The organism is Pseudomonas sp. MC6, assembly GCF_054790575.1.
Window position 1 is genome coordinate 167,165 of record NZ_CP186504.1, and the last position, 26,529, is coordinate 193,693.

A 26,529-nucleotide genomic window follows, 5' to 3' on the forward strand; every position below is an offset into this window, starting at 1 on the left:
CTCTATGCTCGCCCTCGGCAAACTGCTTGAACTGACCCTCGCCGGCCGCGAACCGGCGGAGAAGACTCAACTGACTGTCGAAGGCGTGCGCATGCGCTGGTTGAGCGAAGGTGCGCTGGAAGTCCGGCCACCGGAAGCGCGCGACAATGGCCTGGACCTGCTGCTGTCGGCAGGCATCCACGGCAACGAAACAGCGCCAATCGAGTTGCTCGATCGGTTGCTCCACGACATCGCTCGCGGCGATTTGAAACCGCGCGCACGTATTCTGTTCTTGTTCGGCAACCCGGAAGCGATTCGCAAAGGCGAGCGTTTCGTCGAGCAGGACGTCAATCGGCTGTTCAACGGCCGTCATGAACAAAGCAGTGGCTCAGAAGCGCTGCGTGCCTGTGAGCTGGAACGTTTGGCGGCGAGCTTCTTCAGCCTGCCGGATCGCCAGCGTCTGCACTACGACCTGCACACGGCGATTCGCGGCTCGAAGATCGAGCAGTTCGCGCTGTATCCGTGGAAGGAGGGTCGCCAGCATTCGCGTCTTGAACTGGCACGTCTGCGCGCTGCCGGCATGGAAGCGGTGCTGTTGCAGAACAAACCGTCGATCGTGTTCAGCTCGTACACCTACGACAAGCTCGGTGCCGAGGCTTTCACGCTGGAACTGGGCAAGGCGCGGCCATTCGGGCAGAACGACGGGGTTAACGTTTCGCTGCTGGAAACCCGTCTGAAGCAGATCATCGAAGGTACTGAGCCAGAGATGGCTGAAGCGCAACTGGATGGTTTGCAACTGTTCAGCGTCGCCCGGGAAATCATCAAGCACAGTGATGCGTTCCGCCTGAACCTGCCGCAGGACATCGAAAACTTTTCAGAGTTGGAGGTGGGTTACGTGCTGGTCCGAGGATCTGGCCAATACCCGGTGGATCATCGAGGAAGAGGGCGCGAGGATCATTTTCCCCAATCCGAAGGTCAAGAACGGCCTGCGCGCGGGCATCCTGATCGTCCCGACCACCGACGAAAATCTCGCCTGACCCCAGTTTCGGTTTCGACATATAACCCTGCGGGAGCGAGCTTGCTCGCGAATGCAATCTGACATTCAACATTTGAGTTGGCTGTCAGTCCGCTTTCGCGAGCAAGCTCGCTCCCACAGTGGAAAGAGTGAGGCCCAAGGCCTCACCCATGGGCTATCAGACCGCTACAGCACGCGGCTCTGTACGACGCAACGTCCGAACTTTCTGCAGCGTATCCGCGCAAGTCCGCGCCGCTTCCTGACCCTTGTGCACAAAGTGCTCAAAGAAGAACTTCTGATGCTCGTCGCCAGCATGGAAGTGATGCGGCGTCAGGGATACCGAGAACACCGGCACTTCGGTTTCCAGTTGGACCTGCATCAGGCCGCTGACCACCGACTGAGCGACGAACTCGTGACGGTAGATGCCGCCGTCCACGACCAGGGCTGCGGCGACGATGCCGGCGTAACGACCGGTCTTGGCCAGCAACTTGGCGTGCAGGGGCATTTCAAAGGCGCCGCCGACTTCGAAGATATCGATGTCCGATTCCTGATAACCCAGGGCAATCATTTCGGCGACGAAGCCTTTACGGCTCTGGTCGACGATTTCCTTGTGCCAGCAGGCCTGGATGAACGCGACGCGCTCGCCGTGAGGGTGTTTGCTTTTGCTGTCGATAGCGGTGGGTTGCATGTTCTGACTCCTGTTTGTGTGAAAAACAGGGCGTTATGAATCGAAAGGGATTCAAGGGTGCGCACACGCACAACATCGCGCGGACGGCCCTTTGGCGTTAATCCCGTTCTCTCTTCATCCGGACTATGACCGTCGGCCCCGGAATCACACCGGGTCTGCTGACCTTGCCGCCGATCTCAACCGAAGTCGGGTTCGTCGCCAAGCGCTCGCGGGCTATGCGCGTTGCACGCAATTACCGCCGGTGGGGAATTGCACCCCGCCCTGAGAACGTTTTTGCCGCCCTTTCTCGGGCGGCGCAGCGTTTTTAACACATATTTTCCGGCCCTGCACAGAACCTGTGGGAGCGAGCCTGCTCGCGAAAGCAGTGTGTCAGTCAGCAGATGTGTCACTGACAGACTGCTTTCGCGAGCAGGCTCGCTCCCACATGGATGGTGTGTTCTCAAGAAGTAACCTGACCTTTTCGCGCTCAAGGGTTGATTAATCCACGCGATGCCCGCAGTAATTCCACTTCGTAAAGGGATTTCCCCTGCTGATTAGAGGCCAGGTTCATGAGCGTTATCGATCTTCGCAGCGACACCGTCACCCAACCGACTCCCGCCATGCTCGACGCGATGACCGCTGCGGACACCGGTGACGATGTGTACGGCGAAGATCCGACGGTCAATCGTCTGGAAGCCGAACTGGCCAAACGTCTGGGCTTTGCCACCGCGCTGTTCGTGCCGACCGGCACCATGAGCAACCTGCTGGGGTTGATGGCGCACTGCGAGCGCGGCGACGAATACGTCGTGGGTCAGCAGGCGCATACCTACAAGTACGAGGGCGGTGGCGCGGCAGTGCTCGGTTCGATCCAGCCGCAGCCGCTGGAAGTTCAGGCTGACGGCTCGCTGGATCTGGATCAGGTCGCCGCAGCGATCAAGCCTGATGACTTTCACTTCGCCCGAACCCGTCTGCTGGCGCTGGAAAACACCATGCAGGGCAAAGTCCTGCCGCTGGAATATCTGGCCCGGGCGCGCCGCTTCACTCAAGACAATGGCTTGCAACTGCACCTCGACGGCGCGCGCCTGTACAACGCGGCGGTCAAGTTGGGTGTCGATGCGCGGGAAATCACTCAGTACTTTGATTCGGTATCGGTGTGCCTGTCCAAAGGTCTTGGCGCGCCGGTTGGCTCGGTGTTGTGTGGTTCTGAGCAACTGATCGGCAAGGCTCGCCGTCTGCGCAAAATGGTCGGTGGTGGCATGCGTCAGGCCGGGCTGTTGGCGGCGGCGGGGCTTTATGCGCTGGATCACAACGTTGAGCGTCTGGCAGACGATCACGCCAATGCGCTATTGCTCGCCGAAGGTCTGCGTGAAGCAGGTTTCATCGTCGAACCCGTGCAAACCAACATGGTTTATGTGCAAATGGGCGACAAAGCCGAAGCGATCAAGGCGTTTGCCGCCGAACGCGGGATCAAATTGAGCGCCGCCGCGCGTCTGCGCATGGTCACGCACATGAACGTCAATCGCTCGCAAATCGAGCAAGTGATCGCGACATTCGTCGAGTTTTCGCGCAAGTGACAGCGTTAGCCGTCCAATTGACCGTTTCTATCGTATAAACACGCTGTACCCCGCGCGCAGGGCCGATATAATGCGGCCCTTTGCCGTCGCTTCGTCTGTTGACGTTTCGAACAGGCCTTTGGCCGCAGCCTCCGTGGAAGAACCTAATGAAAAGCGCAGAAATCCGTGAAGCCTTCCTTCGCTTCTTCGAAGAGCAAGGCCACACCCGTGTAGCCTCCAGCTCTTTGATTCCGGGCAACGACCCAACCCTGCTGTTCACTAACGCGGGGATGAACCAGTTCAAGGACTGCTTCCTGGGCCAGGAAAAACGTGCGTACACCCGTGCAACCAGCAGCCAGAAATGCGTGCGTGCCGGTGGCAAGAACAGCGACCTGGAAAACGTCGGTTATACCGCTCGTCACCACACGTTCTTCGAAATGCTCGGTAACTTCAGCTTCGGTGACTATTTCAAGAAGGACGCGATTACTTATGCGTGGACCTTCCTGACCGGCGTTCTGCAACTGCCGAAGGAAAAACTCTGGGTCACCGTCTACGCCTCGGATGACGAAGCGTATGACATCTGGACCAAAGAAATCGGTGTACCGGTCGAGCGCATGATCCGCATCGGCGACAACAAAGGTGCGCCATACGCCTCCGACAACTTCTGGACCATGGGCGATACCGGCCCGTGCGGTCCTTGCACCGAGATTTTCTACGATCACGGCGACCACATCTGGGGCGGCCCACCGGGCTCGCCGGAAGAAGATGGCGACCGTTACATCGAGATATGGAACAACGTGTTCATGCAGTTCAACCGCACCGCCGATGGCGTGTTGCATCCGTTGCCAGCGCCGTCGGTCGACACCGGCATGGGCCTGGAGCGGATCAGCGCGGTGATGCAGCACGTCAATTCCAACTACGACATCGACCTGTTCAAGAACCTGCTGAAAGCCTCGGCTGAAGCCATCGGTTGCGAAAACGGCGACCAGTCTTCGCTGAAAGTCGTGTCTGACCACATCCGTTCGTGCGGTTTCCTGATCGCCGACGGCGTGCTGCCGTCCAACGAGGGTCGCGGCTATGTGCTGCGCCGGATCATCCGTCGCGCCTGCCGTCACGGTAACAAGCTGGGCGCTACCGGCAGCTTCTTCTACAAGATCGTTGCTGCACTGGTTGCCGAGATGGGCGAAGCCTTCCCGGAACTGAAGAAGCAGCAGAGCAACATCGAACGCGTGCTCAAGGCTGAAGAAGAGCAATTCTCCAAGACTCTGGAGCACGGCCTGAAAATCCTCGAGCAGGACCTGCTGGAACTCAAAGGCACCGTGGTGCCGGGCGACGTGGTGTTCAAACTCTACGACACCTACGGTTTCCCGATGGACCTGACCGCCGATATCGCCCGCGAGCGCAGCCTGACGGTCGACGAAGCCGGTTTCGAGCGTGAGATGGAAGCCCAACGTGTTCGTGCACGTTCGGCCAGCTCCTTCGGTCTGGACTACAACACCTTGGTCAAGGTTGATGTGGCCACCGAATTCACCGGCTACAAAGACACCAGCGGTTCGGCAAAAATCGTCGCTATCTATAAAGATGGCCAGTCGGTCGACGTCTTGAATGAAGGCGAAGAGGCGGTGATCGTTCTGAACCAGACGCCGTTCTACGCTGAATCCGGCGGCCAGATCGGCGACTGCGGTTATCTGCAGGCCGGCAGCAGCCGTTTCGACGTGCGCGATACCACCAAAACCGGCGGCGCCTTCCTGCATCACGGTGTGCTGGATTCGGGCAGCCTGACCATCGGCGCGCCAGTGGAAACCCACGTCGATGCCGAGGTGCGTCACGCGACTTCGCTGAACCACTCGGCCACGCACTTGCTGCACGCGGCACTGCGCCAGGTACTGGGTGAGCACGTTCAGCAGAAAGGTTCGTTGGTGGATAGCCAGCGTCTGCGCTTCGACTTCAGCCACTTTGAAGCGATCAAGCCTGAGCAGATCAAGGCGCTGGAAGACATCGTCAACGCTGAGATTCGCAAGAACTCCGCGGTTGAAACCGAAGAAACCGACATCGAAACCGCGAAGAACAAAGGCGCGATGGCGCTGTTCGGCGAGAAGTACGGCGACAATGTGCGCGTGCTGAGCATGGGTGGTGATTTCTCCGTCGAGCTGTGCGGCGGTATCCACGCCAACCGTACCGGCGACATCGGCCTGCTGAAAATCATCAGTGAAGGCGGTGTGGCTTCGGGCGTGCGTCGTATCGAGGCAGTCACTGGTGCTGCGGCACTGGCCTACTTGAACGCGGCAGAAGAACAACTCAAGGAAGCGGCCAGCCTGGTCAAGGGCAGCCGCGACAACCTGATCGACAAGCTGTCGGCTGTGCTGGAGCGCAACCGCCAACTGGAGAAGCAACTCGAGCAGTTGCAAGCCAAGGCTGCCAGTGCTGCGGGTGACGATCTGTCGTCCTCTGCGCTGGACGTCAAAGGCGTGAAGGTCTTGGCCGCACGTCTGGATGGTCAGGACGCCAAGGCGCTGCTGGCGCTGGTTGATCAACTGAAAAACAAACTCGGCCGCGCAGTGATCCTGCTCGGCAGTGTCCATGAGGAAAAGGTCGTACTGGTTGCAGGCGTAACCAAGGACCTGACTGGCCAACTCAAAGCCGGTGATTTGATGAAGCAGGCTGCTGCGGCAGTGGGCGGGAAGGGCGGTGGTCGTCCGGACATGGCGCAGGGCGGCGGTATTGACGCCGGCGCACTGGATGGCGCATTGGCGCTGACCGTTCCATTCGTCGAGCAGGGTTTATAAGACAGTCCGTGCGGCCCGCAGTCTAGTGGCGGGCCGCGCGGCTGTTCGAGTAATTATTGGGCGCCCTTCATGGGCAGAGGCGGCTTTGAAATGGCTTTGATCGTACAGAAATTTGGAGGCACCTCGGTCGGTACTGTCGAGAGAATCGAGCAGGTCGCCGACAAGGTTAAGAAATTCCGCGATGCCGGCGATGACCTGGTGGTTGTGCTGTCTGCAATGAGCGGCGAAACCAACCGTCTGATCGATCTGGCCAAGCAAATCAGTGGCGACACTCAACCGGTTCCGCGTGAACTGGACGTGATCGTTTCCACCGGTGAGCAGGTGACGATCGCCCTGTTGGCCATGGCGCTGATCAAGCGCGGTGTGCCGGCGGTGTCGTACACCGGTAATCAGGTGCGGATCCTGACCGACAGTGCGCACAATAAAGCGCGTATCTTGCAGATTGATGACCAGAAGATTCGTGGTGATCTGAAAGCGGGGCGCGTGGTGGTTGTCGCCGGTTTCCAGGGCGTCGACGAGCACGGCAATATCACCACCCTCGGTCGTGGCGGTTCCGACACTACCGGTGTGGCACTGGCTGCTGCGTTGAAGGCTGACGAGTGCCAGATCTACACCGACGTCGATGGTGTCTACACCACCGATCCGCGTGTGGTGCCGGTCGCTCAGCGCCTGGACAAGATTACCTTTGAAGAGATGCTGGAAATGGCCAGCCTCGGTTCCAAGGTGTTGCAGATCCGTGCGGTGGAATTCGCCGGCAAGTACAACGTTCCGCTGCGCGTACTGCACAGCTTCAAGGAGGGTCCGGGCACCCTCATTACTATTGATGAAGAGGAAACCATGGAACAGCCGATCATTTCCGGCATCGCTTTCAACCGCGATGAAGCCAAGCTGACCATCCGTGGCGTGCCAGACACCCCGGGCGTGGCGTTCAAGATTCTCGGCCCGATCAGTGCCGCGAACATCGAAGTCGACATGATCGTGCAGAACGTTGCGCACGATAACACCACCGACTTCACCTTCACCGTTCACCGCAACGACTACCAGGCCGCACAGACCGTGCTGGAAAACACCGCTCGTGAGATCGGTGCCCGTGAAGTGGTTGGCGATACCAAGATTGCCAAGGTCTCGATCGTTGGCGTCGGCATGCGTTCCCACGCCGGTGTGGCCAGCCGCATGTTCGAATCGCTGGCAAAAGAAAGCATCAACATCCAGATGATCTCTACTTCGGAAATCAAGGTTTCCGTAGTGATTGAAGAGAAGTACCTGGAACTCGCCGTGCGCGCCCTGCACACGGCTTTCGAACTGGATGCGCCGGCCCGTCAAGGCGAGTAATTCCGTTTCTTGAAGGGCGCGGTCTGACCGCGCCCTTTATTTTTTGAATGGCGCGGGCCCTGAACTGTTCTTTTGCCCGCGCTGGTCAATACTCAGGCATGTAGGGCTACGATCGCTCCGGTTGTAGGTCGGGTGCCTTTTTTTTGCTGACTGTTGTCCCTGAACTGAATTGCGTAAGGAGAAAGGTATGCTGATTCTGACTCGTCGGTGCGCAGAAAGCCTGATTATCGGTGATGGCGAAATCACCGTGACCGTGCTCGGCGTTAAAGGAAATCAAGTGCGTATCGGCGTCAACGCCCCGAAAGAGGTTGCTGTGCACCGTGAGGAAATTTACCTGCGTATAAAGAAAGAGAAGGACGAAGAACCAAGCCATTAATTTTTATCGATTTTTATGTTTGCAAACGGGGAAAAGGTTGGTTAAGATACGCCCCGTGTTGCGGAGAGCTGGCCGAGTGGCCGAAGGCGCTCCCCTGCTAAGGGAGTACACCTCAAAAGGGTGTCGGGGGTTCGAATCCCCCGTTCTCCGCCATTATTTGCTTAGTACGTCGTAATCTGGCTTTTTCTGTAAGTTGTTGAAATTAATAGAAAAAGTGGTTGGAATAGAGATTAGACGGGCTATAATGCGGCGCAACAAATGCACTCGTAGCTCAGCTGGATAGAGTACTCGGCTACGAACCGAGCGGTCACAGGTTCGAATCCTGTCGAGTGCACCATTTAAGAGTTAGTTACAGCAATGTAAATAGCTCGGCTTCAACCAGATGTGATCTGGTCTAAAAACACAAATGCACTCGTAGCTCAGCTGGATAGAGTACTCGGCTACGAACCGAGCGGTCACAGGTTCGAATCCTGTCGAGTGCACCATTTAAGAGTTAGTTGCAGCAATGCAGATAACTTGGCTTCATCCAGTTGTGGTCTGGACTAAAAACACAAATTGCACTCGTAGCTCAGCTGGATAGAGTACTCGGCTACGAACCGAGCGGTCACAGGTTCGAATCCTGTCGAGTGCACCATATACCGAAAAGCCCGCGTTTATCGCGGGCTTTTTGCTGTCCGGGATTTGGCTTTTGCCTTCACGCATCCCCTCTCGTCAAAATCTATGTGAGCACTACGGCCTCGCTTGAGGTCGTATCGATAGCTCGTCGTCGATGTTCGAATATTCACCTTGTCCGGTTTGCCTAGTGCGCTTTCGACGTCTTGCTGGCTCATGCCCGCAATCACGCGTCGATTGATGATCGCTGCGCGACGTTGTCTCGCGTCGATCAGGTTTCCGCATCGGTCTTCAATGTGGCCAACAATGCCTGGTTCTCTATTTCGCGTTGTCATGCCAGATGTTTCTTCATGTTTGTGCTCTGGCATTACGGCCACAACAGATCCGGGCGAGTAGGGGTGGACTTCCTGTGCGAAGCGCCGTTCACCTTGCGCACAGCTCATCGAGGTGAACGTGATGCTGCCGTCAGCGGCTTCGCAGCGATGGAGGGTGAGGGCAGCCCCGTTGGGTGGCAGGCAGAGTAGGCTGGCAAGTACAAGGTGAGATGTTTTCAGTGGCATTCGACGTCCTCCATGACGATCTACGCTAAAGGGTAGTCGCTACATTTTTCAGCGCTGGTGTGTTTTCTTTTCAGGATAAGTCGTCGCATGTGCAGGGATCAGGACAGTGCTCAGGTTTGTTTCGCAAGCGCTTGTTTCGACCGTGATTTTTTAACGTTTAAAACCGTCAGGCGGTGTATCATTGCGCCCGTCAGCCCCGCCGGGGCTTATGGAAAACCTCCATGGACTTACCCAGTAGTTACTCAGTAAACCGCTTTACCAATCATGAATTGACTGATTGATCCTTCCGGCGTGCCCCGCTGCTGGGAGTGGAGTTCGCCTATGTCTGAAATCGAAGTAAAGAAAACACAAGAAAGCCTGCAGGATCGCCTGGCTCAGGTTGTCGAGTTGCTGCAGCGTCAGCGCGTCATCGAAGACCTGACTCATCGCCAGGAAGGCGCGCATCACGATCGCGTCGAAAACCTGGTTCATCGACAAAATCTCGTCGAACTGCAACGCAAGCTCGATGATCTGCACTCTGCCGACGTCGCCTACATCCTTGAAGCCTTGCCGCTGGACGATCGTCTGACGCTCTGGCAATTGGTGAAGGCCGATCGCGACGGCGACATTCTTCTCGAAGTATCCGACTCCGTTCGTGAAACGCTGATCGCCGACATGGACGATCACGAGCTCCTGGCTGCGGCCAAGGACATGGACGCCGACGAACTTGCTGACCTGGCTTCCGAGCTGCCGCGAGACGTCGTCCATGAGCTGATGGAGAGTCTGGATAACCAACAGCGCGAGCGTGTGCGTTCGGCCCTGTCATACGACGAGGAGCAGGTTGGTGCGCTGATGGACTTCGAGATGGTGACTATCCGCGAGGATGTCAGTCTCGAAGTGGTTCTGCGCTATTTGCGTCGTCTCAAAGAGCTTCCTGGTCACACCGACAAACTGTTTGTGGTTGATTACGATGGTGTGCTCAAGGGTGTGCTGCCGATCAAGCGTCTGCTGGTCAATGACCCGGACAAGCAGGTTGCCGAAGTAATGGCCAGCGATCCGGTGAGTTTTCACCCGGACGAAGACGCTTACGACGCCGCGCAGGCGTTCGAGCGTTATGACTTGATCTCGGCCCCGGTGGTCGACAAGAACGGCAAGCTGATCGGCCGTCTGACCATTGACGAAATGGTCGACCTGATTCGTGAGGAGAGCGAAAGCGAAGTTCTCAACATGGCCGGTCTGCGTGAAGAGGAAGACATTTTTGCTTCCGTCTGGAAGTCACTGCGCAACCGTTGGGCCTGGCTGGCGATCAACCTGATTACCGCGTTCATCGCATCCCGTGTGATCGGCTTGTTCGAAGGTTCGATCGAGAAGCTGGTAGCGCTCGCGGCGCTGATGCCGATTGTGGCGGGTATTGGGGGTAACTCCGGCAATCAGACGATCACCATGATCGTTCGCGCGATGGCGCTGGACCAGGTGAGCACCGGCAACACTTCGCGACTGATGCGCAAGGAGCTGGCGGTAGGCTTGATCAATGGTTTGGTTTGGGGTGGTGTGATCGGAGTGGTTGCCTACCTGCTCTATGGCAGTTGGTCGTTGGGCGTGGTAATGACCGCGGCAATGACGCTCAACCTGCTGCTGGCCGCCCTGATGGGGGTATTGATCCCGATGACCCTGGCGAAAATGGGGCGCGACCCGGCGATGGGCGCGAGTGTGATGATTACCGCGATGACCGACAGCGGTGGCTTCTTCATTTTCCTGGGGTTGGCGACAATCTTCCTGCTCTAAATTGCTGCTTCGAAACAGCCCGCCAAATTGGCGGGCTTTTTTGTGTCTGCAAAAACTCAAATTTCGCGCAAAAAAAAGCCAGCAATTAAGCTGGCTTGAGATGTTCGGTATGGCTCAGGACGCGTCTGCTGCCATTTCTGCGTCGTGGGCAATCAAGGACACCAAGGCATTCTGCTGACGGTGAGACAGCTGGCGGAAACGCTGCAACAGCTCACGCTCATGCAACGACAGCTCCGGGCTATCCAGGCGCATGCTCAGCTCTTCGCCCAGCGCACCTTCCTGAATAAGACTCTGCTCAAGGCGCGCAATGATTTCGGAGTTCATGCTGCGATGATGATTGCGAGCCACCTCGGCAATGCGTTCCCGCATTCCGTCTGGCAGACGTACGACGAACTTGTCAGCCGTACGGCTGGAATAAATTGCCTGTTTCAATGGGCGCATATATTTAACCGGTTAGTTCAGGGGAGCGGTTCTCGGGATTGGCCGCAGGATGTGTGGTAGGACAAGCATCCGCGCCAAATGGTTCAACCTGAATTGTTAAGAGGCCCGCATCATGCCTCAAAATTGCCAGATCATTGGCGTCAATTCTGTGACAAATATTGAGCTGGGTAAAGGCGTAATGCCAGCACCAATTATCAGAAATGCGGACTGGTTTGAAATCTTCGCCTCTGTCCGCAACCTGGTCCGCCTCCTGATACACATCTATTGATGTCCGAAGCCATCAGAACGTGCATCCTATGCGGGTTCTAAATCCTGGTTCCTTACCTGTACAGGATAGTGGCAAATTGCCGATTTACTAGTGGCAGACACCTGCCGGAGGACGTTTTCAGGATGGGTGGCAAGCTAATTTATTTGATGGGGCCGTCCGGTTCGGGAAAGGACAGTTTGATTGAGGCTGCGCGGGTGCCATTACGTGCGTTGAACTGCGAGGTGATGCGCCGGGTGATAACGCGATCCGCTGAATCGGTAGGGGAGGACGCCATTGGAGTGACACCGGAGGAGTTCGAGCGACGCGAGCGCGCTGGTGACTTCTCGTTGGCTTGGCGTGCCAATGGCCTTGCCTACGGGATTCCAGTCGAAATGGATCAACGGCTCAGTGCTGGACAGCATGTGCTGGTCAATGGCTCTCGGGCCAATCTGCGTCAAGCAATGGAATGCTATCCAGCGCTGTTACCGGTGTTGCTGACGGTCAGGGATGAAGTGCTGCGAGAGCGTCTGCTCAAGCGTGGTAGGGAAATGCTTGAGCAAATTGACGCAAGACTGGCTCGCAATGCGTTGTTCAAGGATAGGAGGTCAAGTGATGGGCCTGTACATCTTATCGACAATTCCGGGGAGTTGGCGGACGCTGTCAATGATCTCTTGCGTCTGATCAAGCTCAACGTAAAACCGGATCAAATTTGATCTTTCGTCCTGCTGCCAGTGCCAGCACAAATAGCACGGCAAAAACGGCGCAGCCAATCAGGGGCAGGGTGATTTCAGCGCCCTCGAACAGCGATAAATGCACAGCGCCACTCAAAAGGGCGAGGATCAGAAACCCCGCAGCTGACTTGGACATGTTGTACTCCTGAAGATATTTCAAAAAACCAGATGTTCGGAGCTCAGTGCTGGTCGCACCTGCTCAGAGATACTGACGGCCTGAGGGGTGGAGGTGCCCTGATCGCTCAGTACCGCCAGTTGTGGTGCTCTTTGTACCTGCAAGTAATGCGGCATGCGCTGGGCTAATGGCTCCGGCGACTCGCTTGCGGGTATAAAGTGGAAGCTCGCCAAGACTGCCAGAGCAATTGCGTTTGCAAGCAAAAGAGTGCTGTTCATGGGCGTAGCTCCGAATGTTCTTCTATAAGAACAGACAAAGCAGACGTCGTGCCAACAGTCTAACCTCTGTTAAGTCCTTTAAAAACAATCATTTGAGCGGTTTTTTCGAATTGTGCAGGTTGCAATCTGCACTGATGGCTTTTTAGGCGGCGTGCAAAATGCACGGTAATTTTTCCCGCAACATTGCAGGTCGCCTGCCTACACTTAAAAAGCCCTACGGACGACATGACAAATCGAGGTTCGGTGGTTAACATGCACGCCGTCCGTCATGCAGCGTCTGCTGCGACAAAACGTGTGTCTCAGTAGCTCAATTGGATAGAGCATCCCCCTCCTAAGGGGAAGGTTGGCAGTTCGAACCTGCCCTGGGACACCATCTATTGTTGAACCTCCTCTCCCTTGCTGTTCGCTAATCCAATGCCCAATGCCCAATGCCCAATGCCCAATGCCCAATGCCCTGGCTTTGTTATGCGCCAACGGGCCTTGCCTACGCTTGCTGGTAGAGGGGCTGTCTCCTTGATTTTGAATCAGGCATGCGTAAGCGCCTCTATATAGAAGGCTTTTTCAACTGATCGATAGAAAAGCACAATTAACAGTTGACGGCAGATTTCAGATGTCTATAATTCGCCCCACTTCCGGCGCAGTCGAAACGGAAAACTCCTTGAGATTCAATGAGTTATGTAGGTTTCGGCGGCAGGTTGCTTCAGTTCATCGAAGTCAAAAGGAAGTTGAAAAAGAGGTGTTGACAGCAGCGTGTAACGCTGTAGAATTCGCCTCCCGCTGACGAGAGATCGGAAGCGCAAGTGGTTGAAGTTGTTGAAGAAATCTTCGAAAACTTCTGAAAATAATCACTTGACAGCAAATGAGGCTGCTGTAGAATGCGCGCCTCGGTTGAGACGAAAGATCTTAACCAACCGCTCTTTAACAACTGAATCAAGCAATTCGTGTGGGTGCTTGTGGAGTCAGACTGATAGTCAACAAGATTATCAGCATCACAAGTTACTCCGCGAGAAATCAAAGATGTAACCAACGATTGCTGAGCCAAGTTTAGGGTTTCTTAAAAACCCAAAGATGTTTGAACTGAAGAGTTTGATCATGGCTCAGATTGAACGCTGGCGGCAGGCCTAACACATGCAAGTCGAGCGGATGAGAGGAGCTTGCTCCTGGATTCAGCGGCGGACGGGTGAGTAATGCCTAGGAATCTGCCTGGTAGTGGGGGACAACGTTTCGAAAGGAACGCTAATACCGCATACGTCCTACGGGAGAAAGCAGGGGACCTTCGGGCCTTGCGCTATCAGATGAGCCTAGGTCGGATTAGCTAGTTGGTGAGGTAATGGCTCACCAAGGCGACGATCCGTAACTGGTCTGAGAGGATGATCAGTCACACTGGAACTGAGACACGGTCCAGACTCCTACGGGAGGCAGCAGTGGGGAATATTGGACAATGGGCGAAAGCCTGATCCAGCCATGCCGCGTGTGTGAAGAAGGTCTTCGGATTGTAAAGCACTTTAAGTTGGGAGGAAGGGTTGTAGATTAATACTCTGCAATTTTGACGTTACCGACAGAATAAGCACCGGCTAACTCTGTGCCAGCAGCCGCGGTAATACAGAGGGTGCAAGCGTTAATCGGAATTACTGGGCGTAAAGCGCGCGTAGGTGGTTCGTTAAGTTGGATGTGAAATCCCCGGGCTCAACCTGGGAACTGCATTCAAAACTGTCGAGCTAGAGTATGGTAGAGGGTGGTGGAATTTCCTGTGTAGCGGTGAAATGCGTAGATATAGGAAGGAACACCAGTGGCGAAGGCGACCACCTGGACTGATACTGACACTGAGGTGCGAAAGCGTGGGGAGCAAACAGGATTAGATACCCTGGTAGTCCACGCCGTAAACGATGTCAACTAGCCGTTGGGAGCCTTGAGCTCTTAGTGGCGCAGCTAACGCATTAAGTTGACCGCCTGGGGAGTACGGCCGCAAGGTTAAAACTCAAATGAATTGACGGGGGCCCGCACAAGCGGTGGAGCATGTGGTTTAATTCGAAGCAACGCGAAGAACCTTACCAGGCCTTGACATCCAATGAACTTTCCAGAGATGGATTGGTGCCTTCGGGAACATTGAGACAGGTGCTGCATGGCTGTCGTCAGCTCGTGTCGTGAGATGTTGGGTTAAGTCCCGTAACGAGCGCAACCCTTGTCCTTAGTTACCAGCACGTTATGGTGGGCACTCTAAGGAGACTGCCGGTGACAAACCGGAGGAAGGTGGGGATGACGTCAAGTCATCATGGCCCTTACGGCCTGGGCTACACACGTGCTACAATGGTCGGTACAAAGGGTTGCCAAGCCGCGAGGTGGAGCTAATCCCATAAAACCGATCGTAGTCCGGATCGCAGTCTGCAACTCGACTGCGTGAAGTCGGAATCGCTAGTAATCGTGAATCAGAATGTCACGGTGAATACGTTCCCGGGCCTTGTACACACCGCCCGTCACACCATGGGAGTGGGTTGCACCAGAAGTAGCTAGTCTAACCTTCGGGAGGACGGTTACCACGGTGTGATTCATGACTGGGGTGAAGTCGTAACAAGGTAGCCGTAGGGGAACCTGCGGCTGGATCACCTCCTTAATCGACGACATCAGCTGCTCCATAAGTTCCCACACGAATTGCTTGATTCATTGAAGAAGACGATAGAAGCAGCTTTAAGCTCCAAGCTGATAGCTCCAAGCTAACAGTTACGCGCTCGAAATTGGGTCTGTAGCTCAGTTGGTTAGAGCGCACCCCTGATAAGGGTGAGGTCGGCAGTTCGAATCTGCCCAGACCCACCAATTTTGTTATGGGGCCATAGCTCAGCTGGGAGAGCGCCTGCCTTGCACGCAGGAGGTCAGCGGTTCGATCCCGCTTGGCTCCACCATATAACTGCTTCTGAAAGCTTAGAAATGAGTATTCCATTGAGAATATTGATTTCTAGTCTTTTGATTAGATCGTTCTTTAAAAATTTGGGTATGTGATAGAAAGATAGACTGAACGTTACTTTCACTGGTAACGGATCAGGCTAAGGTAAAATTTGTGAGTTCTCTTAGTTGAGAAATTCGAATTTTCGGCGAATGTCGTCTTCACAGTATAACCAGATTGCTTGGGGTTATATGGTCAAGTGAAGAAGCGCATACGGTGGATGCCTTGGCAGTCAGAGGCGATGAAAGACGTGGTAGCCTGCGAAAAGCTTCGGGGAGTCGGCAAACAGACTTTGATCCGGAGATGTCTGAATGGGGGAACCCAGCCATCATAAGATGGTTATCTTGTACTGAATACATAGGTGCAAGAGGCGAACCAGGGGAACTGAAACATCTAAGTACCCTGAGGAAAAGAAATCAACCGAGATTCCCTTAGTAGTGGCGAGCGAACGGGGACTAGCCCTTAAGTGGCTTTGAGATTAGCGGAACGCTCTGGAAAGTGCGGCCATAGTGGGTGATAGCCCTGTACGCGAAAATCTCTTAGTCATGAAATCGAGTAGGACGGAGCACGAGAAACTTTGTCTGAATATGGGGGGACCATCCTCCAAGGCTAAATACTACTGACTGACCGATAGTGAACTAGTACCGTGAGGGAAAGGCGAAAAGAACCCCGGAGAGGGGAGTGAAATAGATCCTGAAACCGTATGCGTACAAGCAGTGGGAGCCCACTTTGTTGGGTGACTGCGTACCTTTTGTATAATGGGTCAGCGACTTATTTTCAGTGGCGAGCTTAACCGAATAGGGGAGGCGTAGCGAAAGCGAGTCTTAATAGGGCGTCTAGTCGCTGGGAATAGACCCGAAACCGGGCGATCTATCCATGGGCAGGTTGAAGGTTGGGTAACACTAACTGGAGGACCGAACCGACTACCGTTGAAAAGTTAGCGGATGACCTGTGGATCGGAGTGAAAGGCTAATCAAGCTCGGAGATAGCTGGTTCTCCTCGAAAGCTATTTAGGTAGCGCCTCATGTATCACTGTAGGGGGTAGAGCACTGTTTCGGCTAGGGGGTCATCCCGACTTACCAAACCGATGCAAACTCCGAATACCTACAAGTGCCGAGCATGGGAGACACACGGCGGGTGCTAACGTCCGTCGTGAAAAGGGAAACAACCCAGACCGTCAGCTAAGGTCCCAAAGTTATGGTTAAGTGGGAAACGATGTGGGAAGGCTTAGACAGCTAGGAGGTTGGCTTAGAAGCAGCCACCCTTTAAAGAAAGCGTAATAGCTCACTAGTCGAGTCGGCCTGCGCGGAAGATGTAACGGGGCTCAAACCATACACCGAAGCTACGGGTATCATCTTCGGATGATGCGGTAGAGGAGCGTTCTGTAAGCCTGTGAAGGTGAGTTGAGAAGCTTGCTGGAGGTATCAGAAGTGCGAATGCTGACATGAGTAACGACAATGGGTGTGAAAAACACCCACGCCGAAAGACCAAGGTTTCCTGCGCAACGTTAATCGACGCAGGGTTAGTCGGTCCCTAAGGCGAGGCTGAAAAGCGTAGTCGATGGAAAACAGGTTAATATTCCTGTACTTCTGGTTATTGCGATGGAGGGACGGAGAAGGCTAGGCCAGCTTGGCGTTGGTTGTCCAAGTTTAAGGTGGTAGGCTGAGATCTTAGGTAAATCCGGGATCTTAAGGCCGAGAGCTGATGACGAGTGTTCTTTTAGAACACGAAGTGGTTGATGCCATGCTTCCAAGAAAAGCTTCTAAGCTTCAGGTAACCAGGAACCGTACCCCAAACCGACACAGGTGGTTGGGTAGAGAATACCAAGGCGCTTGAGAGAACTCGGGTGAAGGAACTAGGCAAAATGGCACCGTAACTTCGGGAGAAGGTGCGCCGGTGAGGGTGAAGGACTTGCTCCGTAAGCTCATGCCGGTCGAAGATACCAGGCCGCTGCGACTGTTTATTAAAAACACAGCACTCTGCAAACACGAAAGTGGACGTATAGGGTGTGACGCCTGCCCGGTGCCGGAAGGTTAATTGATGGGGTTAGCTAACGCGAAGCTCTTGATCGAAGCCCCGGTAAACGGCGGCCGTAACTATAACGGTCCTAAGGTAGCGAAATTCCTTGTCGGGTAAGTTCCGACCTGCACGAATGGCGTAACGATGGCGGCGCTGTCTCCACCCGAGACTCAGTGAAATTGAAATCGCTGTGAAGATGCAGTGTATCCGCGGCTAGACGGAAAGACCCCGTGAACCTTTACTATAGCTTTGCACTGGACTTTGAATTTGCTTGTGTAGGATAGGTGGGAGGCTTTGAAGCGTGGACGCCAGTTCGCGTGGAGCCATCCTTGAAATACCACCCTGGCAACTTTGAGGTTCTAACTCAGGTCCGTTATCCGGATCGAGGACAGTGTATGGTGGGTAGTTTGACTGGGGCGGTCTCCTCCTAAAGAGTAACGGAGGAGTACGAAGGTGCGCTCAGACCGGTCGGAAATCGGTCGTAGAGTATAAAGGCAAAAGCGCGCTTGACTGCGAGACAGACACGTCGAGCAGGTACGAAAGTAGGTCTTAGTGATCCGGTGGTTCTGTATGGAAGGGCCATCGCTCAACGGATAAAAGGTACTCCGGGGATAACAGGCTGATACCGCCCAAGAGTTCATATCGACGGCGGTGTTTGGCACCTCGATGTCGGCTCATCACATCCTGGGGCTGAAGCCGGTCCCAAGGGTATGGCTGTTCGCCATTTAAAGTGGTACGCGAGCTGGGTTTAGAACGTCGTGAGACAGTTCGGTCCCTATCTGCCGTGGACGTTTGAGATTTGAGAGGGGCTGCTCCTAGTACGAGAGGACCGGAGTGGACGAACCTCTGGTGTTCCGGTTGTCACGCCAGTGGCATTGCCGGGTAGCTATGTTCGGGAAAGATAACCGCTGAAAGCATCTAAGCGGGAAACTTGCCTCAAGATGAGATCTCACTGGAACCTTGAGTTCCCTGAAGGGCCGTCGAAGACTACGACGTTGATAGGTTGGGTGTGTAAGCGCTGTGAGGCGTTGAGCTAACCAATACTAATTGCCCGTGAGGCTTGACCATATAACACCCAAGCAATTTGCGAACTCGAGAGAGACCAGATTGCGGTGTGTGAAGACGAAACGAACCGAAAGTTCGATGTTCACAAAACACCGAAAGCTGTCACATACCCAATTTGCTGAAGCGAGGCCACAAGGCCACGATTCAGTACCCGAATTTCTTGACGACCATAGAGCGTTGGAACCACCTGATCCCATCCCGAACTCAGCAGTGAAACGATGCATCGCCGATGGTAGTGTGGGGTTTCCCCATGTGAGAGTAGGTCATCGTCAAGATTAAATTCCAAAACCCCAATTGCGAAAGCAGTTGGGGTTTTGTTTTGCCTGCAGAAAAGTTTTGGCTCGCGACAGGTAATACGTTCACCAACGTATTACCTGCCCCAACCGTCGCTAACCTTGAGCGCGAGAAGTCATGCTACGCGCCGTCGTCCGTTTCAACTTTACCTAGTGCTGCGCTCACGGCGCTGACATGGCGTTTGCCATTCACGTCATAACTACGCCCAGTGGCTTCGGCATCCGGTTTGCGCAATACCAGTTGTGCCGACAATCCTTCCTTTTCGTAGTAGCTGCCGAACCAGTTGATCAACGCGCCGATATAACAATCATTGCCAATGACAACCCCAAGATTCGTGACAACTTCGAGGGTGTAGGGCGCCATGCCATAGCTGTAATAGTCGTTTTCTCCTGCGCCACTGGCCGGGACAGGGCAGAGCGGCGTGTTCGCTGAACTGACTGCTCCAGCCTGCGTCGCTTTGCTTATCGCCCGGTCAAGTGTCTGTTGCAGAGCGGGCTCCAACTCGTAAGTGGTGGTGCCGTCTTCCTTATGTTGAAGGGTGGGCACCTTCAGGTCGTAACGGTAATGAACCGCTATCGTCGGTACCCGATTGTTGATTCTGAGCGGGTTTAGCAAGTAAAGCTGATCAACTCCGTAGGCACCGCTGCGATACGCCGCATACACTTTTCCACGGATGTTTATCCAATTCGCTGACTGGTTGGCGCCGCGATCATTGGTGTGAAACAGCGAGCTTTCAGCGGCGGGGCTTCTCTTGATGAAACGCTCGCCGGTTCGCCGCCAGGTCTCCGTGTAGGTAAACAGACCTGTGCCGCCGGTGTAGGTATCGACGATAAGATCGCGCTGACCATCGTCGTCCATGTCCAGCAGGGTGTACGTGGAGTGACCGAAATCGGCAGCGCCGGAAATGTCCGACGTCCTCAGCGCCTGCCACTCGTCTGGCGTGAGACCGGCGGGCTTCGATGTCGGAAAGTGCGTGTCGCTTGGATCATCCTTGTCGACGTCTCCAGAGAACGAGGTCTTGCCCGCGCGGATGCCAAAGGCTTCAAGCGTACGCTCCAGGGCAAACTCCGGATTGTCCTTGCTCGCTGCTTGAATGCTGTTGCTCAGTTCATGCATCACTTGCGTATCGAGGTCATCCGGTGGGTAGGCAAGCGCCTCCGTCAACAGTGCCTGAAGGACTTTCAGGCGCTCGTCATAACGCTGATTCAGGCACGAGACATCGTCGGCGCATTCATTGCGAGCCTTTAACCACAGTCGTTGAGTACGTTTCAGTTCCGGTTGTACCTGGGCGGACGCCTTTATCAACGCTCGATAAACAGAGCCCATCTGTACATCTTGTTCATAAAGTCCTTTGCCCGCGCAAACAGTGTTTTCGACGGCATTCGCCGCTTTTGTACAATCCATTCCAGCCGCCATTGCCTGCTGTATAAACAGCAACGCGCAGACAGACGTGATGCAGCGTCCTTTGATGTGCACGATGTAAACCTTGTAGTGGGAAGTTATGCCGGCGCGCAGGGTAATCGCTAGGCAAGGAATCTTGAAGCGCCGGCTTCAGGGAACAGCACTTCTGGCCGATAACCCATTCGGTGACTTAAAAGTCGCGCGAAATCGCTTGATGGCATTTGGCCGCCAGCTATCATTTGCGCGCCTGAAATTGCCCTCACTTCAATTGCCTGGAAGTCTTCGATGCTGTCGTATCACCAAAAGAGTTTTCTGATCGTCGATGATTTCTCGGATTTCCGCAGTTCCGTGCGTTCGATGCTGCGTGAGCTTGGGGTCAAGGATGTCGATACGGCCGACACCGGTGAGCAGGCGCTGAAGATGTGCGCACAGAAGTCCTACGATTTCATCCTGCAGGATTTTCACCTCGGTGACGGCAAGAAGAACGGCCAGCAGGTTCTCGAAGACCTGATGCTGGAAAAGCTCATCAGCCATGAAGCAGTGTTTGTCATGGTCACCGCCGAGACCAGTCAGGCGATGGTGCTCAGTGCCCTAGAGCATGAGCCGGATGCGTACCTGACCAAGCCGTTCAACCGTTCCGGTCTGGCCCAGCGCCTGGAACGTCTGGAGCAGCGCAAGACGTTGCTCAAACCGATTCTGCAGGCCCTCGACCGTGGCAAACCGGTCGAGGTGCTCAACGCTTGCATCGCCCTGTGCAAGCAGGACATTCGCTATTCGCCGCTGTGCCTGCGCTACCGCGCTGATGCGCTGCGCGACATGAATCAGAACGAAGCGCTGGAACGCCTCTACGACAGCATCATTGCCGACCGGCCGTTGCCATGGGCATTTGCCGGATTGGGCAAGTTGCTCTTCAAGCGTGGTCAGGTTGCACAGGCCAAAGGCGTCTATGAGAAAGCGCTCAAGGTGTTCCCGATGATGCCGTCGCTGTACGACGGTATGGCCGATGTGCTGGTATCGGAGGGCGATACCAAAGGCGCGCAACAGGTGCTCGAAGAGGCCATTCGTCTTTCGCCGCTGGCGGTGCGCCGACAGGCCTTGCTTGGCAAACTGGCGATGGCCAACGAAGATTTCGACACCGCCTCGCGTGCTTACCGCCAAGCGGTGTCGCAAGGTGCACAGTCGCGCTTCAAGGACCCGGAAAGCAACCTCGGGCTGGCCCACGCGCTGATCAGCAAGGGCAGCGAACGCGGTCTCGACACGCGCACGCGGCTGGAGATCAACACCACCCTCAGCGCGGTGGCCAAAGAAAACCCGACCGACCCCGGCCTGCAGATTCGTGCACGTCTGATGAAAGCCACCAGTCTTCTGCTCAATGATGCCGAAACTGCCGACAAGCTCACCGAACAAGCGCTGATGCGCCTCGACGGCATGGAACAGTTCATGAGTCCGGAAGCGGCGCTGTTGGTCGCCAAGCAGTTGCAGATGCTCGGGCAGGCCGAGGCGGGCACCTCGATGCTCAAGAGCTGCGCGGAAATCTACGGTGATGATCCGGCGGTGATGAAAGACATCGCCAAGCTCACCGACGACCCGACTATCCTCAGCTCCAGCAACGCCGCTGCCGATCTCAACCGTCAGGGCGTGCGCGTGTACAAGACCGGCAACCTGGTGGAGGCCCGCGAGGTCTTCCGCAAGGCGCTGAAGATGCAACCGAAGAACATCAGTATCGCGCTGAACATGGCCCAGTCGCTGCTCCACGGCACCGACACCAGTGTGCCGTCGGCGGAGCTGGAAGAATGTCGGGCCTGCCTGAAAATGGTTGGCCTGATGCCCGACACCGACGCGCGTCATGCGCGTTATCAGAAGCTGAAAAGCAAGGCGTTTGGCGAATGAGCAACGACAAGCAGGCGCTGGATTTTTCTACGGTGATCGCCTCCACCGTCCACGACATGAAGAACTCGCTGGCCATGCTCATGCAGGCCCATAGCCAATGGCTCGCACGCTTGCCGCAAGCGCAGCGCGAAGGTTCGGAGCAGGGCGTCATCGACTTCGAGTTCGCCCACCTCAATGGCATGCTGGTGCAGTTGCTCGGGCTGTACAAGCTCGGCGTCAACCAGATGCCGCTGCAACCGGCGTATCACGAACTTGATGACTTTATCGAGGCGCAACTGGCGGCGCATCAAGAGGTGTTTGCCAGTCGCGGGATCATCGCCACCTACGAGGTCGATCCGCTGAGTCCGTTGGGTTTCTTCGACCGTGAATTGATTGCCTCAGTGCTCGGTAACTGCATCAACAATGCGATTCGTTATGCCCGCGAATCGTTGCTGATCACCGTCAGTGACGAAGCCGGGCAATTGGTGCTGAGCATCAACGACGACGGCGACGGTTACCCGGCCGAGATGCTCGAGCGCCAGGCCGATTACGTGCAGGGCATCAACCACAGCAGTGGCAGCACCGGGCTCGGTTTGTATTTCGCCAATCGCATCGCGGCGCTGCATCAGCGTAACGGTGTTGAAGGTCGCACCGAAATCCGCAATGGCGGGCCATTGGGCGGCGGCGTCTTCAACCTCTACCTACCCTGAACGCACATCCCCGTTGTCTGGTTTTTTGTTTGACGCTGCTTGATATTCCGAACAGCCGAAGCCTATTTTGTACGGGTCGCCGTTCGCGGCTCGCACAATAACAAGGATTGCGTCATGACAACCGATGGCCAGCGTTCACTCGCGCAGCGATTGACGGGCATTGATGAGATTGAATGTGTCACGCCGGATTTGAACGGCGTACCGCGGGGCAAAGTGATGACCTCCGAGGGTTTCCTCGAAGGACGGCGTTTGCAGTTGGCGCGGGGTGTGCTGCTGCAATGCATCATGGGCGGTTACCCGGCCGCGCGGTTTTATGGCAGCGATGACGGAGACCTGGCGCTGGTCGCCGAACCGACCCAGATCCATCGCCTGCCGTGGAGCAACGACTCGCGTGCCCTGGCCATTTGCGACGCCGATGAACTGACCGGCGAAAGCTCCAATCTGTCGACCCGTGGCCAGTTGAAAAAAGTCATTGCCCGTTATGCCGCGCGCGGCTTGGCGCCGGTGGTGGCGACCGAACTGGAATTCTTTGTCTTCGCGCCGAACACCGATCCGACCCAACCGTTCCGGCCTCCCGTCGGTCTCGACGGTCGTCGCGAAGATGGCCAGTCGGCGTTCAGCATCAGCTCCAATAACGGTCTGCGACCTTTCTTCAACGAAGTCTATAAATGCATGGCGGCCCTCGGTTTGCCGCGCGATACCTTCATGCACGAGATGGGTGTCAGCCAGTTCGAGATCAATCTGCTGCACGGCGATCCGCTGTTGCTCGCCGACCAGACGTTCCTGTTCAAACACCTGCTCAAGGAAGTCGCGCTCAAGCATGGCCTGACCGTGGTGTGCATGGCTAAACCGCTGGCACACACGCCGGGCAGTTCGATGCACATTCACCAGAGCATCGTCGACATCGGCAGTGGCAAGAATGTCTTCAGCGACGAAAGCGGTCAGCCGACGGCGATGTTCCGCCATTTCATCGGTGGTCAGCAGGCGGGCATGGCTGATTTCACCGCACTGTTTGCACCCAATGTGAATTCCTATCAGCGCCTGTGCCATCCCTATGCATCGCCGAACAATGCGTGCTGGTCCCACGACAACCGTGCCGCCGGGCTGCGAATTCCGGCCAGTTCGCCGGTGGCTCGTCGGGTGGAAAATCGTTTGCCGGGCGCCGATGCCAATCCGTATCTGGCGATCGCTGCCAGTCTGGCTGCCGGTTTGCATGGTATCGAGCATGAGCTGGAGCCGAGCGAGGCGATTCAGGGCGAGTTCGAGGTGCCGGACAACCTCTCGCTGCCGTGTACCTTGCACGCCGCGCTCGAACGTCTGAAGCGTAGCCAGTTGGCGAGGGAACTGTTCGGGCAGGAGTTCATCGAAGGCTACATCGCTTCGAAGACCATGGAGTTGACCAGCTTCTTTGATGAAATCACTCCCTGGGAACGGCGTGTTCTAGCAGCCCAGGCCTGACGAACTGTCGCCACCGGGCTATCGTTTTGGTAGCCCGATATTTACTGCAAGGAGCCGCTCGGAACGCCGATGCGCCAAATCTGGAAATCCTTTCGAGCGCTGTATTTCGCCTCGCTGATGATGTTGATCGGCTCGGGCCTTCTATCCACTTATCTGGCCTTGCGTCTGGCCGCTGACAACGTCGACGGCCTCTGGGTCGGTGCGCTGATGGCCGCCAACTATTTCGGCTTGGTGTTGGGCGGCAAGATCGGTCACCGACTGATTGCCCGGGTCGGGCATATTCGTGCTTATTCTGCCTGTGCCGGGATTGTCGGGGCGGCAGTGCTTGGCCATGGTCTGGTCGATTGGCTGCCGGCATGGCTGGTGCTGCGGACCATCGTCGGTCTGGGCATGATGTGCCAATACATGGTGATCGAGAGCTGGCTCAACGAACAGGCGGACGCCAATCAGCGAGGTCTGGTATTCAGCGGTTACATGATCGCGTCATACCTTGGCCTGGTGCTGGGTCAATTGATTCTGGTCATGCACCCCGGGCTGGGTCTGGAACTGCTGATGCTGGTTGCCCTGTGTTTTGCCCTGTGCCTGGTGCCCGTGACGTTGACCCGGCGCATTCACCCGGCGCCACTGCATCCGGCGCCGATGGAGCCGCGCTTCTTCATCAAACGGGTGCCGCAGTCGCTGAGTACGGTGCTCGGTGCCGGTCTGATCATCGGTTCGTTCTATGGTCTGGCGCCGTTGTATGCCTCGCAACAAGGGCTGTCGACCGAGCAGGTCGGTCTGTTCATGGGGAGCTGCATCTTCGCCGGTTTGCTGGTGCAGTGGCCGCTGGGCTGGTTGTCCGATCGTTACGACCGGGCGCTGCTGATTCGCTGTTTTGCCGGGTTCCTGGCGGTGGCGGCGTTACCATTGGCGGTGCTGCCGCAGGTTCCGCTGGAAGTGTTGTTCGGGGTTGGTTTCCTGTGTTCACTGGTGCAGTTCTGTCTGTACCCGCTGGCGGTGGCATTCTCCAATGACCATGTGGAAGGTGATCGCCGTGTGTCGCTGACCGCCATGCTGTTGGTGACTTACGGGGTCGGCGCGAGCATTGGGCCGCTGCTCGCGGGTGTGCTGATGAAGCTGTTTGGCAGTCAGAGTCTGTATGCGTTCTTCAGCTTCTTCGCGCTGGTGCTGGTGTGGCGGATCCGGCCGAAAGCCGTGACCAATCTACATCAGGTCGACGATGCGCCGCTGCATCACGTGGCCATGCCGGACAGCATGTCCAGTTCGCCACTGGTGGCAGCGCTTGACCCTCGTGTAGACGAGCAGGTGGTGCAGGAGCAGATGGTCCAGGATCCTGGGCAGGCCCCGGCAAATCCCGAGCCTGAACCTGATAGTCAGCCAGCGCCTGCGGCAGCGGTCGAACCGGATACCGACACCGACACCGACAAGCCCGCGCCCGATCTCAGTGGCGGCAGACCCTGAACTGAACAAAAACCACCGCGCATAAAAAAGGGCAGTCCCCTCAAGGACTGCCCTTTTTATTAGCCGGACGAATCACATATCGTCTTTATCGAAACGGCGTGCTTCACGCTGCAACTGATACACGAAGCGCTCAACGTTGCGCGCTGCCTGACCACTGATGTTGTGGAAGCGCAGGCCGGCGAAGGTGATGTTGAGTTTTTCTTCGAAGTGCAGATAGCGCAGTTCGACGGAGATCGGCTGGTTGCCGAACAGCGGCGGGGCGATCAAGCGGTCATAGACCTGACCCAGTTGCAGGCGATCAGTGATATCGCCTTCGAAGCGCAGCTTGCAGCCGGTCGCGGAAATATCCAGCAGTTTGCCGTTGATCGGCGCCTTGAGCTTTTCGCCGCCCAGTTCAACGCTGACCAGATCAGTCAGCTTCAGCGCGGCGCGGAAAGCATTGCGGCGCTGGTGGTAAACCACTTCGGTCGGCAGTTCGCCGGTGTAGAAACGATCACCTTCGGACTCTTCGATGTTCAGTGTGCCGGTGCATTCCCAGGCAATGCGCACACCGTCATGAAAACCTTCGACCTTGAACGGCTCGCCGGCCAGCAGGAAGCGTTCGCCATCACGCGGGATCATCTCATCCAGCGCGATCGAGGCGCTGTCGCGGTCGACTTTGATCAGGTAGCTCTGGAAGCGCTGGCTGCGCTCGTGAAAAGTGATGATCAGCGGATCGTGGCTTTCTTGCAGCTGGCGCAGGTTGCTGGAGATTTCCAGTGGCGTGGTGAGCACCTTAGGGGGCTGCGGAGCATCATCCGCGCTGAGGGCGTTGGACACGGTTTATCAATCTCCAGACAAAATATGACGACTAGCCAG

Annotated in this window: 17 protein-coding genes, 7 tRNA genes, 3 rRNA genes, 1 pseudogene and 1 riboswitch; of the genes and pseudogenes, 21 read left to right on the forward strand and 7 right to left on the reverse strand. The window is 56.0% G+C overall.

Features of this window, described 5'->3' with window-relative positions:
- Positions 1-4: 4 nt before the first annotated feature.
- Positions 5-1,016, forward strand: a pseudogene (gene astE, locus ACOYXE_RS00790) (succinylglutamate desuccinylase).
- Positions 1,017-1,172: 156 nt separating this feature from the next.
- Here astE and ACOYXE_RS00795 read toward each other — a convergent pair.
- The gene (locus tag ACOYXE_RS00795; RefSeq protein ID WP_405123054.1) at positions 1,173-1,682 is read right to left on the reverse strand and encodes a 6,7-dimethyl-8-ribityllumazine synthase; all 510 of its coding nucleotides are present in this window, start codon (positions 1,680-1,682) and stop codon (positions 1,173-1,175) included.
- 101 nt (positions 1,683-1,783) lie between these two features.
- Positions 1,784-1,955, reverse strand: a riboswitch (FMN riboswitch).
- A gap of 275 nt (positions 1,956-2,230) precedes the next feature.
- Between ACOYXE_RS00795 and ltaE the strand changes: the two genes are divergently transcribed.
- The 8 genes from ltaE (at position 2,231) to ACOYXE_RS00835 (ending at position 8,342) form a co-directional block, all read left to right on the forward strand.
- A complete protein-coding gene (gene ltaE, locus ACOYXE_RS00800) occupies positions 2,231-3,235 on the forward strand; it encodes a low-specificity L-threonine aldolase (RefSeq protein ID WP_160059090.1) in 1,005 nt (334 codons plus the stop codon).
- A 146-nt stretch (positions 3,236-3,381) separates the two neighbouring features.
- Positions 3,382-6,000 (forward strand): alanine--tRNA ligase, encoded by a 2,619-nt coding sequence (alaS, locus tag ACOYXE_RS00805; RefSeq protein WP_160059089.1) that lies wholly within the window; start codon positions 3,382-3,384, stop codon positions 5,998-6,000.
- A 90-nt stretch (positions 6,001-6,090) separates the two neighbouring features.
- Positions 6,091-7,332 (forward strand): aspartate kinase, encoded by a 1,242-nt coding sequence (locus ACOYXE_RS00810; protein WP_007919332.1) that lies wholly within the window; start codon positions 6,091-6,093, stop codon positions 7,330-7,332.
- Between the two features lie 187 nt (positions 7,333-7,519).
- On the forward strand, positions 7,520-7,708 hold the full coding sequence (gene csrA / locus ACOYXE_RS00815) for a carbon storage regulator CsrA (RefSeq protein ID WP_002554426.1): 189 nt from the start codon (positions 7,520-7,522) through the stop codon (positions 7,706-7,708).
- 62 nt (positions 7,709-7,770) lie between these two features.
- Positions 7,771-7,861: transfer RNA gene (locus ACOYXE_RS00820), tRNA-Ser, on the forward strand.
- A gap of 107 nt (positions 7,862-7,968) precedes the next feature.
- Positions 7,969-8,045 (forward strand) — tRNA-Arg (locus tag ACOYXE_RS00825).
- 71 nt (positions 8,046-8,116) lie between these two features.
- Positions 8,117-8,193, forward strand: a tRNA-Arg gene (locus ACOYXE_RS00830).
- A 72-nt stretch (positions 8,194-8,265) separates the two neighbouring features.
- Positions 8,266-8,342, forward strand: a tRNA-Arg gene (locus tag ACOYXE_RS00835).
- A gap of 19 nt (positions 8,343-8,361) precedes the next feature.
- Here the strand turns inward: ACOYXE_RS00835 and ACOYXE_RS00840 are convergent.
- A complete protein-coding gene (locus ACOYXE_RS00840; protein WP_160059088.1) occupies positions 8,362-8,880 on the reverse strand; it encodes a cell envelope protein SmpA in 519 nt (172 codons plus the stop codon).
- Positions 8,881-9,201: 321 nt separating this feature from the next.
- Between ACOYXE_RS00840 and mgtE the strand changes: the two genes are divergently transcribed.
- On the forward strand, positions 9,202-10,644 hold the full coding sequence (mgtE, locus tag ACOYXE_RS00845) for a magnesium transporter (RefSeq protein WP_160059087.1): 1,443 nt from the start codon (positions 9,202-9,204) through the stop codon (positions 10,642-10,644).
- 114 nt (positions 10,645-10,758) lie between these two features.
- Here mgtE and ACOYXE_RS00850 read toward each other — a convergent pair whose 3' ends face one another.
- Positions 10,759-11,085, reverse strand: coding sequence for an Arc family DNA-binding protein (locus ACOYXE_RS00850; protein ID WP_003178899.1), 327 nt, complete (start codon positions 11,083-11,085; stop codon positions 10,759-10,761).
- 390 nt (positions 11,086-11,475) lie between these two features.
- Between ACOYXE_RS00850 and phnN the strand changes: the two genes are divergently transcribed.
- A complete protein-coding gene (phnN, locus tag ACOYXE_RS00855) occupies positions 11,476-12,045 on the forward strand; it encodes a phosphonate metabolism protein/1,5-bisphosphokinase (PRPP-forming) PhnN (RefSeq protein ID WP_160059086.1) in 570 nt (189 codons plus the stop codon).
- On the opposite strand, the gene ACOYXE_RS00860 is transcribed toward phnN, so the two are convergent.
- Positions 12,020-12,199, reverse strand: coding sequence for a PA3371 family protein (locus ACOYXE_RS00860; protein WP_160059085.1), 180 nt, complete (start codon positions 12,197-12,199; stop codon positions 12,020-12,022). The two genes, phnN and ACOYXE_RS00860, sit on opposite strands and share 26 nt — an antisense overlap.
- 20 nt (positions 12,200-12,219) lie before the next feature.
- Positions 12,220-12,456 carry a hypothetical protein gene (locus tag ACOYXE_RS00865; RefSeq protein ID WP_160059084.1) on the reverse strand — a complete coding sequence of 79 codons (237 nt, stop codon included), beginning with the start codon at positions 12,454-12,456 and terminating at the stop codon, positions 12,220-12,222.
- A gap of 296 nt (positions 12,457-12,752) precedes the next feature.
- On the opposite strand from ACOYXE_RS00865, the gene ACOYXE_RS00870 reads away from it, so the two are divergent.
- The 6 genes from ACOYXE_RS00870 to rrf all read left to right on the forward strand — a co-directional run bounded on the left by ACOYXE_RS00870 (position 12,753) and on the right by rrf (position 18,753).
- Positions 12,753-12,829 (forward strand) — tRNA-Arg (locus ACOYXE_RS00870).
- A gap of 701 nt (positions 12,830-13,530) precedes the next feature.
- A 16S ribosomal RNA gene (locus ACOYXE_RS00875) occupies positions 13,531-15,067 on the forward strand.
- A 123-nt stretch (positions 15,068-15,190) separates the two neighbouring features.
- Positions 15,191-15,267: transfer RNA gene (locus ACOYXE_RS00880), tRNA-Ile, on the forward strand.
- A 10-nt stretch (positions 15,268-15,277) separates the two neighbouring features.
- Positions 15,278-15,353 (forward strand) — tRNA-Ala (locus ACOYXE_RS00885).
- A 234-nt stretch (positions 15,354-15,587) separates the two neighbouring features.
- Positions 15,588-18,481 (forward strand): 23S ribosomal RNA (locus ACOYXE_RS00890).
- A 156-nt stretch (positions 18,482-18,637) separates the two neighbouring features.
- Positions 18,638-18,753, forward strand: a 5S ribosomal RNA gene (gene rrf, locus ACOYXE_RS00895).
- The 16S, 23S and 5S rRNA genes sit together here with 2 tRNA genes alongside, the layout of an rRNA operon.
- Before the next feature lie 139 nt (positions 18,754-18,892).
- Here the strand turns inward: rrf and ACOYXE_RS00900 are convergent.
- Positions 18,893-20,248 carry a lysozyme inhibitor LprI family protein gene (locus ACOYXE_RS00900; RefSeq protein WP_460927359.1) on the reverse strand — a complete coding sequence of 452 codons (1,356 nt, stop codon included), beginning with the start codon at positions 20,246-20,248 and terminating at the stop codon, positions 18,893-18,895.
- Positions 20,249-20,458: 210 nt separating this feature from the next.
- On the opposite strand from ACOYXE_RS00900, the gene ACOYXE_RS00905 reads away from it, so the two are divergent.
- The 4 genes from ACOYXE_RS00905 to ACOYXE_RS00920 all read left to right on the forward strand — a co-directional run bounded on the left by ACOYXE_RS00905 (position 20,459) and on the right by ACOYXE_RS00920 (position 25,671).
- Complete coding sequence (locus tag ACOYXE_RS00905; protein ID WP_077574157.1) at positions 20,459-22,063, forward strand: tetratricopeptide repeat-containing response regulator; 1,605 nt, start codon at positions 20,459-20,461, stop codon at positions 22,061-22,063.
- Positions 22,060-22,752: a sensor histidine kinase gene (locus tag ACOYXE_RS00910; RefSeq protein WP_460927361.1), complete on the forward strand. Its 693-nt coding sequence runs from the start codon at positions 22,060-22,062 to the stop codon at positions 22,750-22,752. Before ACOYXE_RS00905 ends, ACOYXE_RS00910 begins: the two co-directional genes overlap by 4 nt.
- A 216-nt stretch (positions 22,753-22,968) precedes the next feature.
- Positions 22,969-24,210, forward strand: a complete 1,242-nt coding sequence (locus ACOYXE_RS00915) for a glutamine synthetase family protein (protein WP_460929759.1) — start codon at positions 22,969-22,971, stop codon at positions 24,208-24,210.
- A gap of 69 nt (positions 24,211-24,279) precedes the next feature.
- Complete coding sequence (locus tag ACOYXE_RS00920) at positions 24,280-25,671, forward strand: MFS transporter (RefSeq protein WP_405123059.1); 1,392 nt, start codon at positions 24,280-24,282, stop codon at positions 25,669-25,671.
- 72 nt (positions 25,672-25,743) lie between these two features.
- On the opposite strand, the gene ACOYXE_RS00925 is transcribed toward ACOYXE_RS00920, so the two are convergent.
- The gene (locus tag ACOYXE_RS00925; RefSeq protein ID WP_405123060.1) at positions 25,744-26,490 is read right to left on the reverse strand and encodes a flagellar brake protein; all 747 of its coding nucleotides are present in this window, start codon (positions 26,488-26,490) and stop codon (positions 25,744-25,746) included.
- Positions 26,491-26,529 lie beyond the last annotated feature (39 nt).

Coding starts and splice junctions, on each gene's coding strand:
- ACOYXE_RS00795 (WP_405123054.1), bottom strand. CDS start 1,682: ATGCAACCCACCGCTATCGACAGCAAAAGCAAACACCCTCACGGCGAG.
- ltaE (WP_160059090.1), top strand. CDS start 2,231: ATGAGCGTTATCGATCTTCGCAGCGACACCGTCACCCAACCGACTCCC.
- alaS (WP_160059089.1), top strand. CDS start 3,382: ATGAAAAGCGCAGAAATCCGTGAAGCCTTCCTTCGCTTCTTCGAAGAG.
- ACOYXE_RS00810 (WP_007919332.1), top strand. CDS start 6,091: ATGGCTTTGATCGTACAGAAATTTGGAGGCACCTCGGTCGGTACTGTC.
- csrA (WP_002554426.1), top strand. CDS start 7,520: ATGCTGATTCTGACTCGTCGGTGCGCAGAAAGCCTGATTATCGGTGAT.
- ACOYXE_RS00840 (WP_160059088.1), bottom strand. CDS start 8,880: ATGCCACTGAAAACATCTCACCTTGTACTTGCCAGCCTACTCTGCCTG.
- mgtE (WP_160059087.1), top strand. CDS start 9,202: ATGTCTGAAATCGAAGTAAAGAAAACACAAGAAAGCCTGCAGGATCGC.
- ACOYXE_RS00850 (WP_003178899.1), bottom strand. CDS start 11,085: ATGCGCCCATTGAAACAGGCAATTTATTCCAGCCGTACGGCTGACAAG.
- phnN (WP_160059086.1), top strand. CDS start 11,476: ATGGGTGGCAAGCTAATTTATTTGATGGGGCCGTCCGGTTCGGGAAAG.
- ACOYXE_RS00860 (WP_160059085.1), bottom strand. CDS start 12,199: ATGTCCAAGTCAGCTGCGGGGTTTCTGATCCTCGCCCTTTTGAGTGGC.
- ACOYXE_RS00865 (WP_160059084.1), bottom strand. CDS start 12,456: ATGAACAGCACTCTTTTGCTTGCAAACGCAATTGCTCTGGCAGTCTTG.
- ACOYXE_RS00905 (WP_077574157.1), top strand. CDS start 20,459: ATGCTGTCGTATCACCAAAAGAGTTTTCTGATCGTCGATGATTTCTCG.
- ACOYXE_RS00910 (WP_460927361.1), top strand. CDS start 22,060: ATGAGCAACGACAAGCAGGCGCTGGATTTTTCTACGGTGATCGCCTCC.
- ACOYXE_RS00915 (WP_460929759.1), top strand. CDS start 22,969: ATGACCTCCGAGGGTTTCCTCGAAGGACGGCGTTTGCAGTTGGCGCGG.
- ACOYXE_RS00920 (WP_405123059.1), top strand. CDS start 24,280: ATGCGCCAAATCTGGAAATCCTTTCGAGCGCTGTATTTCGCCTCGCTG.